13 protein-coding genes and 1 rRNA gene are annotated in these 15,118 nt (G+C 69.4%); 6 read left to right on the top strand and 8 right to left on the bottom strand.

Translation table 11 applies throughout. The features are described from left to right. Positions 1-117, top strand: a 5S ribosomal RNA gene (rrf, locus tag QSK36_RS17255). Positions 118-580: 463 nt separating this feature from the next. Here the strand turns inward: rrf and QSK36_RS17250 are convergent. Together QSK36_RS17250 and QSK36_RS17245 are read right to left on the bottom strand one after the other, a co-directional pair. Beyond that, positions 581-2,992 carry an ABC transporter permease gene (locus QSK36_RS17250; RefSeq protein ID WP_285783082.1) on the bottom strand — a complete coding sequence of 804 codons (2,412 nt, stop codon included), beginning with the start codon at positions 2,990-2,992 and terminating at the stop codon, positions 581-583. Beyond that, complete coding sequence (locus QSK36_RS17245; RefSeq protein ID WP_183535588.1) at positions 2,992-3,684, bottom strand: ABC transporter ATP-binding protein; 693 nt, start codon at positions 3,682-3,684, stop codon at positions 2,992-2,994. The genes QSK36_RS17250 and QSK36_RS17245 overlap by 1 nt, the downstream gene beginning before the upstream one ends. A gap of 299 nt (positions 3,685-3,983) precedes the next feature. Here QSK36_RS17245 and QSK36_RS17240 point away from each other — a divergent pair, with 299 nt between their 5' ends. The 3 genes from QSK36_RS17240 (at position 3,984) to QSK36_RS17230 (ending at position 6,546) form a co-directional block, all read left to right on the top strand. Further along, positions 3,984-4,679: a response regulator transcription factor gene (locus QSK36_RS17240; RefSeq protein ID WP_183535590.1), complete on the top strand. Its 696-nt coding sequence runs from the start codon at positions 3,984-3,986 to the stop codon at positions 4,677-4,679. 10 nt (positions 4,680-4,689) lie between these two features. Further along, positions 4,690-5,796, top strand: coding sequence for a sensor histidine kinase (locus tag QSK36_RS17235; RefSeq protein ID WP_285783081.1), 1,107 nt, complete (start codon positions 4,690-4,692; stop codon positions 5,794-5,796). 84 nt (positions 5,797-5,880) lie between these two features. After that, positions 5,881-6,546: a formylglycine-generating enzyme family protein gene (locus QSK36_RS17230; RefSeq protein ID WP_502883324.1), complete on the top strand. Its 666-nt coding sequence runs from the start codon at positions 5,881-5,883 to the stop codon at positions 6,544-6,546. Between the two features lie 54 nt (positions 6,547-6,600). On the opposite strand, the gene QSK36_RS17225 is transcribed toward QSK36_RS17230, so the two are convergent. Continuing rightward, positions 6,601-7,074 (bottom strand): Lrp/AsnC family transcriptional regulator, encoded by a 474-nt coding sequence (locus QSK36_RS17225; protein WP_182897709.1) that lies wholly within the window; start codon positions 7,072-7,074, stop codon positions 6,601-6,603. A gap of 161 nt (positions 7,075-7,235) precedes the next feature. Here QSK36_RS17225 and QSK36_RS17220 point away from each other — a divergent pair, with 161 nt between their 5' ends. Further along, a complete protein-coding gene (locus tag QSK36_RS17220; protein ID WP_285783080.1) occupies positions 7,236-8,096 on the top strand; it encodes a phenylalanine 4-monooxygenase in 861 nt (286 codons plus the stop codon). An 18-nt stretch (positions 8,097-8,114) separates the two neighbouring features. On the opposite strand, the gene QSK36_RS17215 is transcribed toward QSK36_RS17220, so the two are convergent. The 5 genes from QSK36_RS17215 to QSK36_RS17195 all read right to left on the bottom strand — a co-directional run bounded on the left by QSK36_RS17215 (position 8,115) and on the right by QSK36_RS17195 (position 13,504). Further along, positions 8,115-9,584 (bottom strand): phosphodiester glycosidase family protein, encoded by a 1,470-nt coding sequence (locus QSK36_RS17215; RefSeq protein WP_285783079.1) that lies wholly within the window; start codon positions 9,582-9,584, stop codon positions 8,115-8,117. A gap of 133 nt (positions 9,585-9,717) precedes the next feature. Next, the gene (locus tag QSK36_RS17210) at positions 9,718-9,921 is read right to left on the bottom strand and encodes a hypothetical protein (protein WP_142566284.1); all 204 of its coding nucleotides are present in this window, start codon (positions 9,919-9,921) and stop codon (positions 9,718-9,720) included. A 96-nt stretch (positions 9,922-10,017) separates the two neighbouring features. Continuing rightward, the gene (locus tag QSK36_RS17205; protein WP_285783078.1) at positions 10,018-11,091 is read right to left on the bottom strand and encodes a DmpA family aminopeptidase; all 1,074 of its coding nucleotides are present in this window, start codon (positions 11,089-11,091) and stop codon (positions 10,018-10,020) included. Positions 11,092-11,108: 17 nt separating this feature from the next. Next, on the bottom strand, positions 11,109-12,719 hold the full coding sequence (locus tag QSK36_RS17200; RefSeq protein WP_183535600.1) for a PucR family transcriptional regulator: 1,611 nt from the start codon (positions 12,717-12,719) through the stop codon (positions 11,109-11,111). A 74-nt stretch (positions 12,720-12,793) separates the two neighbouring features. Beyond that, entirely contained in the window at positions 12,794-13,504 is a 711-nt protein-coding gene (locus tag QSK36_RS17195; protein ID WP_285783077.1) for a TetR/AcrR family transcriptional regulator C-terminal domain-containing protein, read from the bottom strand. Between the two features lie 83 nt (positions 13,505-13,587). Between QSK36_RS17195 and QSK36_RS17190 the strand changes: the two genes are divergently transcribed. Beyond that, complete coding sequence (locus tag QSK36_RS17190) at positions 13,588-15,057, top strand: MFS transporter (protein WP_183535604.1); 1,470 nt, start codon at positions 13,588-13,590, stop codon at positions 15,055-15,057. Positions 15,058-15,118: the final 61 nt, after the last annotated feature.

Here is a 15,118-nt window from a genome sequence, read left to right as displayed (position 1 = left end):
TACGGCGGTCATAGCGGCAGGGAAACACCCGGTTACATTCCGAACCCGGAAGTTAAGCCTGTCAGCGCCGATGGTACTGCACCGGGGACGGTGTGGGAGAGTAGGACACCGCCGGACAATCTTTGTGAAGGGCCACCCCTATGGGGTGGCCCTTCCGCATTTCCGGAGGGGTTTCCCCCCGTGCCCCCGTGCCCCCGCGCCGGCTCGTCGTGGGGGTGTCCCGGACGGCGCGTGTGCGGGTGTGTGTGGTGTGTTGGTGGTGTGGGGGTGCCCCGGCTGTGGTTGGCCGGGGCTTTCGCATGTCCGGGGGGTGACGGCCGGCGCCGATCCGGAATTCGGAATGCTGTTGGGATTGTGGTGCGGGGCCGCACTCCGGTCGCGCAAACAACCCGGGGGAGCCGACTTGGCCGGAGGCGCGAGCAGCGCAGCGGTACGGGAGGAGCGGAGCGGGCGGGAGGGAGGACCGCAGCGAAGGCCCAGCGGAGCGGGCTTCGCGAGGACCGGACCTTCCGACCGGCGCAGTGACGTCCCAACACAACCCACCCGACCCCAACCACCCACCAAATACTTGACGAAGACATCAGTCGAGGGATAGCCCTGCGGCTGGAGTTACCCGAGCGGCCCGGCGTGCCGGGAGAACAGCGGCGAGGAGTCCGGACAGGGCGGCGATGAGGGCGACGACGCCGAGTGATGGCCAGGGGACCTGCATGGCGGCGTCGCTGAGAGCCCGCGTCACAATCGTCTCGTATCCGACCCAGGCGAACCCCACGCCGATCGCGGTGCCGAGCAGGGTGGCCACCACCGACAGCAGCACTGCCTCGATCGCCAGCATCCGCCGCAACTGCCCGCGGGTGAGCCCGAGCGCGCGCAGCATCGCGTGTTCGCGGGCGCGTTCGAGTACGGAGAGCCCCAGGGTGTTCGCGATCCCGATCAGGGCGATCACGACGGCGATGCCGAGCAGGCCGATCGCTGACCAGGTGTAGATGCCCAGCTGTTGATCTAGCGTCTCCCAGGTCCGCAACCCATTCTCGATCATCGCGCCGACCGGATCCGCCAGCTGGTCCAGGTCACTGCCGAGTCGGGCCGGGTCGGTGCCGGAGGAGGCGCGGATCCAGATGGCATGCGGCTCGGGGGCGTCGGTGAGCGTCGCCAGCGTCTCGGGTGCGACCACGGCCGCCGGGCCCCAGCCGGTGCCGACGGCGACCTGCAACTGGGCTCGCCGGTCGCCGACGCGCACCATGACCCGGTCACCGGGCCGGAGACCCAGGTTCTTGCCGAAGGCCTCGGAATCGATTCTGATCTTTCCCGGCTCGACCCGGGCGAACGCTCCGCCGTCGCGGGCCACCTGCGCCGCGGCCGGCGTGGTGACGACCGGGATCTGTTCGTCGAGCCCGGCCACTCCGGCCACGGCGCCGTCCACCGCAATGGCCTGCTCCACACCGGGAGTGCGACGTACCCGGTCGAGGAGGCCAGTGGTGACCGGCTCCTTGGGCGAGGTGAGCGCGACGTCGATGGGGTGGTCCCTACCGATCTGCTCATTCAATGACGAACGCCATGTGGCCATCCCGGTGAGTACGGCGGTCGTCAGGGTGACGCCGACCAGCAGGGAGGCGGTGGTGGTGGCCGTCCGCCGCGGATTGCGCACAGCGTTCTCGGTCGCCAGCCGCCCGGCGGGGCCGAGCAGCGCGCCGGTGATCCGAACCAAGCGGGGAACGAGCACCGGTCCGAAGAGGAGTACGCCGGTGAACACCGATCCCCCGCCCGTCACCATGAGCGCCGTACTGTTTCGGACCATCGCCACCCCGAGCAGGGCCAGCCCGATGACCAGGAGGATCACAGCGAGCGCCGGCCGCACCAGGCCGGTGGCCGTGTGCACGTCGACCGCGGCATCCGGGCGCAGCGCCGCCAGCGGGCTCACCCGCACCACACGCCGGGTCGGCAACCAGGACGCGACCAGGGTGACCACCAGGCCGACGGCGAACCCCGCGAGCAGCCAGGGCGTGGGCAGCCCGGCGGCGCCCATCGGGATGGCGGGCGTGAAGGCGTTGATCAGGGCGACCAGCCCGTAGCCGAGGCCGATACCGACCAGTGTCCCGGCCAGCGACGCGAGCACCCCGACGACGGCCGCCTCACGGCGTACCGAACGCACCATCTGCCGCCGTGTGGCGCCGATGCAGCGCAGCAGTGCGAAGTCGCGGAGTCGTTGCGCGAACAGGATGGAGAACGTGTTCGCGATGACCAGGACCGAGACGAAGAGCGCGCTGCCGGCGAACAACAGCAGCATCACCGACAAGCTGTCCACCCGGTTCTGGACATAGGTCAGCCGCTCCGCGGCGAACCCCTCCGGCGACTGCGCCTTCGCGCCTTCCGGGAGCTGACCCACCTCCCCGCGCACCGCCACCGCGCTCAGATGGAGTTGGTCGCGCCACTGCAGCAACTGCGGCCAGGTGACGTAGATCGCGGCCTGGGCCGGGGGCGAGGGCGACTCCACGAGACCGACCACTCCTACGTCACGCGCTGCGGCGCCCTCGCCGATCCGAACCCGGTCGCCGACCTCGACATTCTCGGCCAGGGCGAAATAGACGTCCGCAACGGCCTCGCCTATGCCTGCCGGGAAGCGACCCGAGGTGAGCTTCTGCCAGCGCCACTCCTCCGAGGTGGAGATCGGCCCCACGGTCGTTTCGGAGAGCCGCCGGCCGTTCGCGCGCGCCGGCAGCGTTGCCCGGCCGGTCGGGGCCGCGTTCTCACCGTGTCGCTCGGTGTATGCGATCGCGGCTTTCGGGTTCAGCTCGGACGATGGCCACGTCGCGGCCGAGACCACGTGGTCGGCATTGCGGTACGGCGCTCCCAGGCCGTCCATGAGTCCGCTACGTGCCCCGGACGTGAGCACGCCGACCACGACGACGAAGGCGACCGCGACGGAGACCGCGATGGCCGCTGCGACGTACCTGCGGATGTGAGTGCGCAGCGACGCGAGGAAAACGGTACGCATCACACGACCCGCCCGTCCTGCATGGTGACCACGTGGTCGGCGTACGCCGCCGCGTCCCGCTCGTGCGTGACCATCACGACGGTCTGGCCGAGCTCGCGCGCCGACCGGCGCAGGTGATCCAGCACCTCCGCCGACGTGGTGCTGTCCAGGTTTCCTGTGGGCTCGTCGGCGAACAGCAGGTCCGGCTGGGTGATCAGGGCCCGGGCGATGGCGACCCGCTGCTGCTGACCTCCGGACAGCTCTGCGGGCCGGTGGCCGAGCCTGTCAGCCACGCCGAGGACATCGGCGAGCGTGCGTGCGCGCTCCCGTGCCGCGTCGTCGATCCGGCGACCGCCCAGCTCCAGCGGCAGCACGATGTTCTCGCCCGCGGTGAGCATCGGCAGCAGGTTGAACGACTGGAACACGAAGCCGATGTGCTCGCGGCGGAAGATCGTGAGCGCGTCGTCATCGAGTGATCCGAGGTCGGTGCCGGCCACGGTGACGGTGCCGCCACTGGGTTGGTCGAGTCCGGCCAGGCAGTGCATCAGTGTGGACTTGCCCGATCCGCTCGGGCCCATGATCGCGATGAACCTGCCTCGTGGGAGGTCGAGGTCGATGCCCCGGAGGGCATGCACCTGCGCATCGCCTTTGCCATAGGTCTTGGTGAGGTCGCGCGCGCTGGCGGCCACGGTCTCCCGAGTGGCGGTCGTCATGGCGTAGCCGGTTTCGGCTGACCGGGCTGAGGTGGTTCGGGGATCGATTGCCGGAAGCCGACGGGTCTGGGCTGGGTCATGCCGAGAGTCGGTCACTGCTGCGTCCCCGGGCCCTGAGTGGGGTCGGCGTACCGCGGTGACGACCACGACGGCAGCGAGGATTTCCGTCGGGCACGGCGGGCTGCTGTTCGTGCTGGTTCGCTGTGGGTCATGCTCGTAGTCAAGGCAGCTTGGTGTTGTCAGCACGTATGCGGTTTTCGATATGCCGACGATATGCTCCGGCTCGTAGCCTCGAGAGTGTGCGAGTGTTGATCGTCGAGGACGAGCTCTACCTGGCAGAGGCCATCCGCGATGGCCTACGCCTGGAAGCGATCGCCGCCGACATCGCCGGTGACGGCCACACCGCGCTGGAACTGCTGAGCGTCAACGCCTACGACATCGCGCTCCTCGACCGAGATGTCCCCGGCCCCTCTGGTGACGAGATCGCCAAGCGCATCGTCGCCTCCGGCAGCGGCATGCCCATCCTGATGCTCACCGCTGCCGACCGGCTCGACGACAAGGCCTCCGGGTTCGGACTCGGCGCCGACGACTACCTCACGAAGCCCTTCGCACTCAAAGAACTCGTGCTCCGTCTCAGAGCACTCGACCGCAGGCGCGCCCACAACAGACCACCCGTGCGAGAGATCGCAGGCCTGCGTCTGGACCCGTTCCGCCGTGAGGTCTTCCGCGACGGCCGCTACGTCGCGCTCACCCGGAAACAGTTCGCCGTGCTCGAAGTCCTCGTCGCCGCCGAAGGCGGTGTCGTCAGCGCCGAAGAGCTCTTGGAGCGAGCGTGGGACGAGAACGCCGACCCCTTCACCAACGCCGTCCGCATCACCGTCTCCGCCCTGCGGAAACGACTCGGCGAACCATGGCTCATCGCCACGGTACCCGGCGCCGGCTACCGCATCGACGTAGGGCCTGGCGCCGGACGTGCGGGAGGGGACGGTGGATAGGGGGCGTGGCTTGAGCATCCGCCTCAAACTCACCCTCAGCTACGCCGCGTTCCTCATGCTTGCCGGCGCCATGCTGATCGCGGCGGTGTGGCTGTTCCTGCGTGTCATGCCCGACGATGTGATCAGGACCACCATAGGGTTCGTTCCCAACCGCTTCATTTTCCAGCGCAGCTTCCTGCCGGCCATGGGCACGGTGCTGGTCTTCCTGCTGATGTTCGGTCTCGTGGGAGGGCGGATTCTCGCCGGCCGCATGCTCGCCCCGCTGGCCCGCATCACGGACGCCACACGCATGGCCGCGAGCGGGTCACTCTCTCACCGGATCCAGTTGGAAGGCCGTAAAGACGAGTTCCGCGAACTCGCCGACGCCTTCGACACGATGCTCGCACGGCTCGAGGCGCATGTCGCGGAACAGCGAAGATTCGCAGCCAACGCCTCGCACGAACTGCGCACCCCGCTGGCGATCTCGCAGTCACTTCTGGACGTGGCACGCGAGGATCCGACACATGACCATGGCGAGCTCGTCGACCGCCTTCACGCTGTCAACGCTCGAGCGATCGACCTCACCGAGGCGCTGCTCGTGCTCAGCCGCGCTGACCAGAGGTCCTTCACTCGAGAACCTGTCGACCTGTCCCTACTCGTGGAAGAGGCCATCGAAACACTGCTCCCGCTCGCGGAGAAACGCGGTGTCACCATCGAGACTTCCGGTGACATCACCCCGGCTCTCGGGTCGCCGGCGCTCCTGCTGCAGATGACGACGAACCTGGTGCACAACGCGATCGTGCACAATCTGCCCGAACAGGGCAACGTATGGGTCGAGACCAGCGTTCGCCCCGAGACCGTGGTGCTCACTGTCGAGAACAGCGGCGAGAAGCTGTCCCACCAGTTGGTCTCGACACTCACCGAACCGTTTCAGCGCGGCACCGGAAGAATACGCAACGACCTCGCCGGTGTCGGCCTCGGGCTGGCGATCGTCAAGAGAATCACCCAAGTACACGACGGATCCCTCACTATCGTCCCGCGCTCTGGGGGCGGACTCCGCACCGTCGTTCAACTGCCCATCCCATGGAGGGCGCGAGCCGGCGGCGAGGAGGACCGGACCTTCCGGCCCGGGCGGTGATGCCCCAACCCGGTGCACGGATTGACAGCGATCAATAGCGGAGGATAGGAGCCTGAGGTGAGCTGTGGATCGTCGCTGCCCGAGGTGACCGCTGAGCAAATGGTCCCGATCTCCGCAGGGAGGATTCTCCTTCGAGATGAGGGGACGCAGAGGAACTGGGTGGCCGAGGTCGAGGATTTCCTGCTGGCGCCGTATCTCGTGACCGCTGAACTGTACCGAGCCGTCACGAATGAGACCCCATCGAACTTCAAAGAACCGCTGACGCCGGTGACCGAGGTTTCCTGGAACGACGCCGTCCGGTTCTGCAACCTCCTCTCGGAGGCGGCCGGGTTGACTCCTTGTTACTCGATCGGAGGAGACGTCAACGCACAGGACGTGATCTGCGACTGGGATGCCGACGGGTATCGGCTGCCGTCCGAGGCGGAGTGGGAGTACGCCTGCAGGGCCGGAACGACCGGCGAGCGGTACGGGGAGCTCGACGAGATCGCCTGGTATCGGGAGAACTCCGGCGGGCGGGTGCGCGACGTCGGAACCAGGGCGCCGAATGCGTGGGGCCTGTACGACATGCTCGGAAACGTGTGGGAATGGTGCTGGGACGTCTACGACGCGACGGTGTACGGCCCCTACCGAGTGTTCCGCGGGGGAGGCGCGCATGACCTGCCCAGGGGATGCCGGGCATCGTGCCGCCGCAAGAGCCACCCGACGTTCCGCATCGACGACCTCGGCTTCCGCCTCGCCCGATCTGTCTGAACCCGATCCCTCTGAACTCGATCTGTCTGAGCCCAGTCCGTCTGAGCGTGGTCGTTACGGCGTGGGTGGCGTGACCGCGGCCTGCAGCAGGGGCTCGATGCGGAAGGGGATCTGGGTCGACAGGGCGATCGTCGTGTCGGTCCGCTGGATGGCGGGCGAGGCGAGGATCCGGGCGATGACCTCCTGGAGGTGCGGGGTGCTGCGGGCGGCCACGCGGCACAGCAGGTCGGCCTGGCCGCTGGTGCCGTACACCTCGAGGATCTCCGGAACGTCGGCCAGCCACCGCACGGCCTCGGTCAGCCGGCCCTGCGCGATCTGCAGGGACGCGAAGGCGAGGATGGGGTAGCCGATCTGCTCCGTCGTGATCGTCGGACCGAAGTCGCTGATGACGCCGCGCGCGGTGAGCTTGTCGAGCCGCGCCTGCACGGTGCCGCGAGCCACCCCGAGCAGGCGGGCCAGTTCGGTGAGCCCGATCCGGGGGTTGGCCCGCATGGTGGTCAGCAGGCGGCTGTCGAGCGCGTCGAGCATGCGCCGAGGGTACGCCTCGACTGAGCGAATCGACCAGTGTGACCAACCAGAAGCGCACTGATTTGAGCGTTTCGCACACCCTGACTGGTCACTCTTGCCAGCTAAACGGTTACTTGCTGTCATATGGGAGTATGTTTGAAGAAGCGCAGTATTTCGCTCCGGTGGCGACGAAGGATGACGGATCCGTCGTCGTCGAGTTGGCCACGAGCCACCCCGGTTTCGCGGACGCCGTCTACCGTCAGCGGCGCAACGCGATCGCGGCGCTGGCGCTCGGTCACACCCCTGGTGATCCCATTCCGACGGCCGAGTACACCGACGATGAGCACCACGTGTGGGCGCTCGTCACCAAGGAACTGGCGGTCAAGCATCAGAAGTACGCGGTGCGCGAGTTCCTCGACGCGACCAGGCGGCTCGGCCTGCCCGAGGACCGCATCCCGCAACTCCAGGAGGTCGGCGACCTTCTGGAGCCGCTGACCGGATTCCGTTACCTGCCGGCGGCCGGGCTGGTCCCGCTCCGTGAGTTCTACGGCGTCCTGGCGGACGGCCTGTTCCACTCCACCCAGTACATCCGGCATCATTCCGTGCCCCTCTACACCCCCGAGCCGGACGTCATCCACGAGGTGATCGGGCACGCGAACACGCTGGCTTCGCCCCGCTTCGCCGCGCTGTACCGGGCCGCGGGCCGGGCGGCGCGCCGGGTGGAGACCGACGAGGCGCTGGAGTTCGTGTCCAAGGTGTTCTGGTTCACTCTGGAGTTCGGCGTCATGCGGGAGGACGGCGAACTCAGGGCGTACGGCGCGGGGATCCTCAGCTCGTACGGCGAGATCGAGGAGTTCCGCGGGATGGACATCCGCCCGCTCGACCTCGCAGCGATGGGGACCACTCACTACGACATCACGAAGTACCAGGAAGTGCTCTTCGAGGCGGCCTCGTTCGACCACCTCGAAGACACCGTCGGGACGTTCTGGGACACCTGCGACGACGACACGATCGCCCGTCTGCTCGCGGCGTCTTCGGCGTGAGCCGGCGCGTGAGTAGGCTCAGCGCGCGCCGACGATCAACAGGGCGTCGCCGACTCCCCGCTCGACGCCGTCGGACGGACGGTTGACCACCTTCTTGCCGATGACCATGGTGGTCGACCCGCCGCCGTCCAGGTTGATCGCGTCGCGCGCGCCGAGCCAGCGCATGAGCTCGGCCGCCTCGAAGAACGACGCGCCGATCGTACTGCCCGGCGCCCGGCCGTCGACGACCGCGATGACGAGCTTGCCGTTGCGGGTGACGCCGGCGAGCGTGCGCGGGTGGCGGCGCAGGATCATGTTGGTGTTGGCCATGCCGTCCCGCGACGCGGTGATGGAGGTACTGCCGTTCCTGACCAGGCCGATCGCGCCCCCGATGATGTTGGTCTCCGGGGTCAGCGGGACGGCCTTGTTCGTCCGCAGGTCGGTGACCCGGGTCGTGACCGTGACGGTCGTGCCCTCGCCCGCGTGCTGCGACAGCCAGTCGGCGGCGGCTCCGACCCCGTGCAGCACACGGGTGCCGGGCGTCACGGGACCGCCGGACCCGCGGACGGCGGTGACCCTGCCGGAGGCGTCGAGGACCACCTCGGTCCCGTCGTCCTGCGGAGTGTCCCGCCCGAGTTCCTCGGTGTACATCACCAGCTCGTCCGGCTTCGGCACCCGGTTGAGGCCGGTCACCTCGGCCGTGGTCCCGTCGGCCGCACGGGCGACGACCGAGGACGACAACTCGGTGACGCGGGCCGTACGGCCCCGCAGGACCAGGCCCACACGGCCGGCGACGGCCTCGCTGAGCAGCTTGCCGCCGACGACGGAGATGCCCGTGGGGTCGCCGCGGAAGGCGGGCAGCGTGTGGATGTCGAAGAAGCCGCCGTTCACCGCGGCGAGCGCCTTGGCGGCGGAGGCCATGGCCGAGACCTTCTCCCGCTTGGCGACGCTCGTGCCCAGGGAGGTCTGGTAGGAGCCGCGGAACGTACGCGGGTCGACGACGATGACCCGCACGCTCCAGGGACCGGTGGTGACGAAGCCGTCGTCGCCCTGGAAGTCGACCTTCGCGCTCACCCCGGCGTCCTTGAGCTGCTTGACGACCTCGGCGGCCTCGGCCTTCCGGTCGAGCGGCCAGCTGCCCACCCGGACCATGAAGTAGTCGCCGGCGGGGTGGTCCGCGACGGCGGGCCGGGTGAACTTCACGATGACGGGCTCGAGACCGGCCATCTGCACGGCCGTCGCCTGGGCCTGCGCGTTGGCCTCGGACATGAAGTCCTTGCCCTTGACGACGACGCTGACCGTGTACCCGTCCTGCGGTGTGCCATGGCGAAGGGTGAAGTAGCTGACTCCGGGGGCCAGGCTCTTGGCCGCCGACTTCGGGATCCCGGGCTCGCCGAGAGGGAAGTTCGTCGTCGGCAGTCCGGCGACGGGCTCGGCGGCGGCCGGTGCCGAAGGGGTGGTCGTCGCCAGGGCCAGTACGGCGGCCCCGACGACAAGGCGGCGTCTCATGCGATTACTCCCCATTGGTGATCCTTGCGGGACCATCGTGGCGACAATCGCGTACGGAGACGACTGAAACGCGCCAAAGAGCATGAAATTCCCCAACGCCGAATCGGGCGTTTAGGACATAAGCACATAAACGTCAGGGAGTACCGGCGTCGATCTCCCGGGCCCGCTGGACGAACTCCTGGGCGGATCGGGCCTCGATGTGGACGAGCAGTCCGTCGCGCCGCCGGGACATACCCCAGTAGTGCGTGGTGGCCTGGCCCCACCAGATGGTCCATTTGGGGAAACGTGCGGACAGGGCCCGCACCACGACCGTCGGGCTGATTTGGGGTTCGCTCATCGTGGGCACGTTTCGAGGTAAGCACGATTCACCCAGTGAGCGCGAGTATACGAAGAGTAGTCAGGTGCGATAGGACTTACACCCGGGACGACATACCTACTTTCCGGGTGTCACCATCTCCGCAAGGAGCCGCCCATCGAGCCCTGTAACGGTCAAATCATCTGCTCCGGTCATCGTCTCGGCCGCGACGAGCGCGTTGACGACGGCCTCCTCGGTCGCCTCGATGACCGCGTAGAAGAGCGGATCGAGGTACTCGTCCGCGAGCACCGTGACCTGGAACGTGCGCGGAGGGGCCGCGTCGAGGGCGTTGGCCGGCAGGTTCCGGTTGCCGGTCGAGAAGCACAGGAAGCCGTCGCCGCTGGAGTTCTCCCCGGCGCCTCCCGTGCGCGCCACGCCGAGTCCGGCGCGCTGTGCCACCCTCCGGCACTGGTGCGGCAGCAGGGGAGCGTCGGTGGCGACGATCCCGATGATCGACCCGGCCTCCTCATCGGGCAGCGCCGAGATCGGGAGGCTCCTGCCCACGTTGACGCCGTTGACCGTCAGCCGCTCCCGCCGTCCGTGGTTGGCCTGGACGAGCACGCCCACGGTGTAGCCGTCCACCAGACGGGAGGCCGTGCCGATGCCGCCCTTGAAGCCGTGGCAGATCATCCCGGTGCCGCCGCCGACCGCGCCCTCCGCGACCGGCCCGCCCGCGGCCTTCTCGTACGCCTCCCGGACGTGGGCGGCCTTCACGTGCCTGCCGTCGATGTCGTTGAGCATGCCGTCCCAGGTCTCGCCGACGACGGGCAGCGACCACGCCCGCCCGCCCTTGCCGAGCGAGCCGACCTCGATCTCGACGAGCGCGTCGCGGACCACGCCCACCGAGCCCGTGTTCGTCAGCCCGATCGGCGAGGCGAGCAGCCCGAAGTCCTGGAGGAACGCCATCCCGGTGATCTCGCCGTTGCCGTTGAGCCAGTGGAGCCCCGCGTAGAGGGGCTCGTCGAAGGCCGAGCGGTCGTGCGGGACGACAACGGTGACGCCGGTGCGCACCGGGCCCTCGCCGACCACGCGCGGGCCGCTCCCGCTGATCAGCGTGGTGTGCCCGACCCTCACGCCCGGAACGTCGGTGATCGCGTTGTGCTCGCCGGGGGTTCCGGTGCCGACGACGATGCCGAAATCCCGTGCTCTCAACGACGGCCCCTTCTCGATCAGGTGGTCTCGCGGCGGAAGGTCTCCAGGGCCAGCAGTGCGACGTGCAGCGACAGGCACGACTCGACGTCGTCGAGGTCGGTGTCGAGGACCCGCTCCAGCCGACGCAGGCGGTCGTAGAACGCGGGTCGGGACAGATGGGCCTTCTGCGCGGCCACCGCCTTGTTGCGTCCCGCGTCGAGGTAGATGCGCAGGATCCTGGTCAGGTCGCCGTGCCGCTGGGCGTCGTAGGCCAGCAGGGCCCCCAGCTCGCGCTCGGCGAAGGTCTGCAGCCGGGCGTCGTCGCGCAGCAGGTGGAGCAGGCCGCGCAGCCGCAGGTCGGGCAGGCGGTAGAACGGCCGTCCGTCGGGCTGGCGCACCGCGACCTCCGCCACCTGCTCGGCCTCCAGGAAGCTGCGCCGTACGTCCTTGATCGACTCCACGACCGAGCCGGCCGCCAGCACGAACGGTGTGGCGAAGTTCGCCCGCAGGCGCTCGGCCAGCGCGCCGAGCGCGGTCTCGGCGGCCATGCGGGGCGGCAGCGGCAGCAGCACTCCGACGCGGCTTTGGTCCAGGGCCCCGACCAGGGCGGGCAGCTTGGCCTCGCGGCAGGCGGCGGCGCCTGCCTCGGCGAGCTCGCCCAGCCTGGCCTGCTCGCCCAGCGCGGTGCCCACGGAGGCGGTCAGCCGGATGACGGCGCTGACCAGCCTGCGGCCGGTGAGCGGGACGCCGACGGCGCGGGCGCGGGCGGCGGCCTCGTCGGGGTCGGCGTACGCGTGGGTGAGGATGCCGGTCAGTATGGTCCCGTGTGCCTGCCGCTCCAGGGACTCCTGGTGCCGCTCCAGCAGGCGGCTCAGCGCGAGCGTGGTCGCCGCGCGTTCGGCGAGGACGATGTCGCGGGGGCTGGGCGGCCCGTCGCACAGCAGGATGAGCCGTCCCCAGTCCTGGCCGCGGGCGCCGACCATGGTCACCAGCCATCCGGCGGCCGCGTCGTAGGCGGTCCGCTCGGAGGGCATGACCGCGCGCGACCTGGTCTCCCAGTTGGCCAGCACGCTTCCGGTGTCGCCCCCGGCCGTGTCGCACGCCAGGACCTGGTGGGCCAGGTTCTCCAGCAGCACGGGGCGGCCGGAGAAGCGGGTGACCTGGTTGAGCACCTCGGCCGGGGACGCGCCCTCGACCGACAGCTCGGTGAAGACCTCGTGCAGCTGCTCGGAGGCCCGCAGCTCCTGGAGCTGGATGTCGATGATCCGCGCGTGGACCGACTCGGTGATCTGCACGAAGGGCGTCTCGCGGGCCAGCGTGATCAGGGGCAGCCCGTGCTCCTCCGCGGCCTTGACCACCGCTCTCGGCAGCTCGCGGACGAACCGGCGGCCGAGCTCCACGATCAGGCCCGAGGCGCCGACGGCGGCCAGCTCGCAGATGTAGTCGGCCAGCTTGTCGGGCTCGCTCGGCAGCGCCACCCCGGTCGTGAGGACCAGCTCGCCGCCGCGCAACAGATGGGCGATGTCGTGGACCTCGCCCACATGGACCCATCGGACCCGGGTGTCGAGCCGGTCGCCGCCCGCCACCACCCGGGGGCTGCCACGCCGGACGGTGTCCAGCGCGAGCACGTCGGCGACCGTGGGGAGCATGCTCAGAGGCTACCTGATCATTATGTAAGGATGACCCCCCAGTAGCTGACAGTGTGTGGGCCCGAAACGGACACTCAGCGCAGGCGCGTGCCGAGACCGTCGAGGAGGGCCATCAGCCCGAATTCGAAGGCGAGCCGCCGGGCCACGAGCGGGTCGTAGTCCTGGTCAGCGTAGGACCGATAGCGTTCCAGCAGGTTGGGCCGGTCGGAGGCCAGCTTCATCACGATCGGGTCCACCGCGGCCTGCAGCTCCGTCATGCTCTTGCCCGTCGCCTTCAGCGAGCTGAGAAAGGCGACCTCGGGGATCGTGGCGCCCAGCGTGTACGACACGACGGCCGTCATGGCGTAGTCCACGTCGATGCCCTCGAAACCCGCGCGGACGAAGGCGCCCATCAGCCGGTCGGACGCGGTGAGCGCGTTCGGCCCGAGCGCGGGGACCACGCCGATGAGGCTCGCGCTCCACGGATGGTCGAAGACCGCCTGGCGCATTGCGTAGGCGAAGACGCTGGCCGCTTCCCGCCAGTCGGCCGCCTCGGGCATCACGACGCCCGAGTAGACCTCGTCCATCACGAGTTCGATCAGCTCGTCCTTGTTGGCGACGTGCCAGTAGAGGCTGGTCGCCCCCGCGCCGAGCCGGGCGCCGAGCTTGCGCATGCTGAGCGCGTCGAGCCCTTCGGCGTCGAGCAGCTCCATGGCCGCCCGGACGATCTGGTCGCGGCTGAGGCCCTGCTCGCGCCCTCCCTTGCGCTCGCGGGTCCAGACCGAGGAGAACGGCTTCGCTGACACGGCCTCACAATATTCGCTCGCACGGTGTTCGATTGAGTCGTACAGTGTCCGATACTACTCGCACACTGTTCGAGGTGACCTTCATGTCCCATCCCCGACGCTGGTGGATCCTCGGCGTCCTCTGTCTGAGCCTGCTGACCCTGGTCGTGGACAACACCGTCCTCAACCTGGCGATCCCGTCGCTCATGCGCGACCTCGGCGCCACGCCGTCCGACATCCAATGGGTCATCGACGCGTACGTCCTGGTCTTCGCGGGCCTGCTGCTCACCGCGGGCAGCCTGTCCGACCGGTACGGCAGGCGGCGGATGCTCGTGATCGGCCTGGCGTTCTTCGGCGGGGCCTCGCTGGCGGCCACACTCGCCACCGAGCCGTGGCAGCTCATCGCGGCCCGCGCGCTGATGGGCGTCGGCGGCTCCTGCGTGATGCCGTCGACCCTGTCGATCCTGATCACCGTGTTCGACGAGAGCGAGCGGCGCAAGGCCATCGCCGCGTGGAGCTCGGTCGCCATGGTCGGCGTCATCGCCGGTCCGACGGTCGGCGGGTTCCTGCTCCAGCACTACTACTGGGGCTCGGTCTTCCTGATCAACGTGCCGATCGCGGTGCTGGCGATCGTCGCGGCCTTCGCGCTCATGCCGGAGACGTACGGCGAGACGCGGCGGGCCGACCCGCTCGGGGTGATCCTGTCCACGGCCGGGATGGGCGGGCTGGTCTGGGCCGTCATCTCGGCGCCCGGCGGGCACTTCAACCCCCTCGCGGTGGCGGTCTCGGCGGCCGCCCTGCTGGCGTTCGTGCTGTGGGAGCGCCGCACCCCCCACTCGATGCTGCCGCTCGGCCTGTTCCGGAACCGCTCGTTCAGCGGGGCGTGCTTCTCGATCGTGCTGCTGTCGTTCGGCGCGGGTGCGCTGATGCTGGCCATCACGCAGTATCTGCAGTTCGTCCTGGGCTACGACCCGCTGAAGGCCGGGTTCGCCCTGCTGCCCTACGTGGCGGCGGCGATGGTGTTCAACGGTCTGGGCGCGTCGCTGGGCAAGAAGGTGAGCAACCGGGTGCTCATCGTCTCCGGCCTGGTCGTCATGGCCGCCGGGTTCGTCCTGCTGTCCACGCTCACCGGAGGGTACGGCACGCTGATCGCCGGCCTGATGGTCATGGGCGTGGGCGGCGGCCTGGCCGGTCCCGCGGCGTACGCGACGCTGATGGGCGCGGTGCCGCCCGAGCGCGCCGGGGTCGGCTCCGCGCTTAACGACACCGTGCAGCAGGTCGGCATGGCGCTGAGCGTTGCCGTTCTCGGCAGCGTGCTCGCCGGGGCGTACACCGCGGCCATGCCCGAGTCGGCGCCGCCGGCGGCGCGGGAGTCGATCGGCGTCGCGGTGAGCCTGGGCGATCCCGCCCTGGCCGCAGCCGGGCGCGACGCCTTCGTGTCGGCGATGTCCGTCGGCTCGTGGGTGGGCGCGGCCTGCTCGCTCGCGGCGGCCCTGGTCGCGCTGCTGGTCCTGCGCCGGAAGGCCGCCGGGGCGGCTCCCGCGCAGGAGCCCGCAGCGCCCAGCACTGTGTAAGCCAAATTCGAGGTATCCCAGACAGGCTGACGGGTGAGGCGGTCGCCCGCCAGCCGGGATA

This window comes from Microbispora sp. NBRC 16548, assembly GCF_030268985.1.
GTDB lineage: Bacteria > Actinomycetota > Actinomycetes > Streptosporangiales > Streptosporangiaceae > Microbispora > Microbispora catharanthi.
Note: the sequence above shows the minus strand (reverse complement) of the source record. Positions and strands in the feature narration are given on the sequence as shown.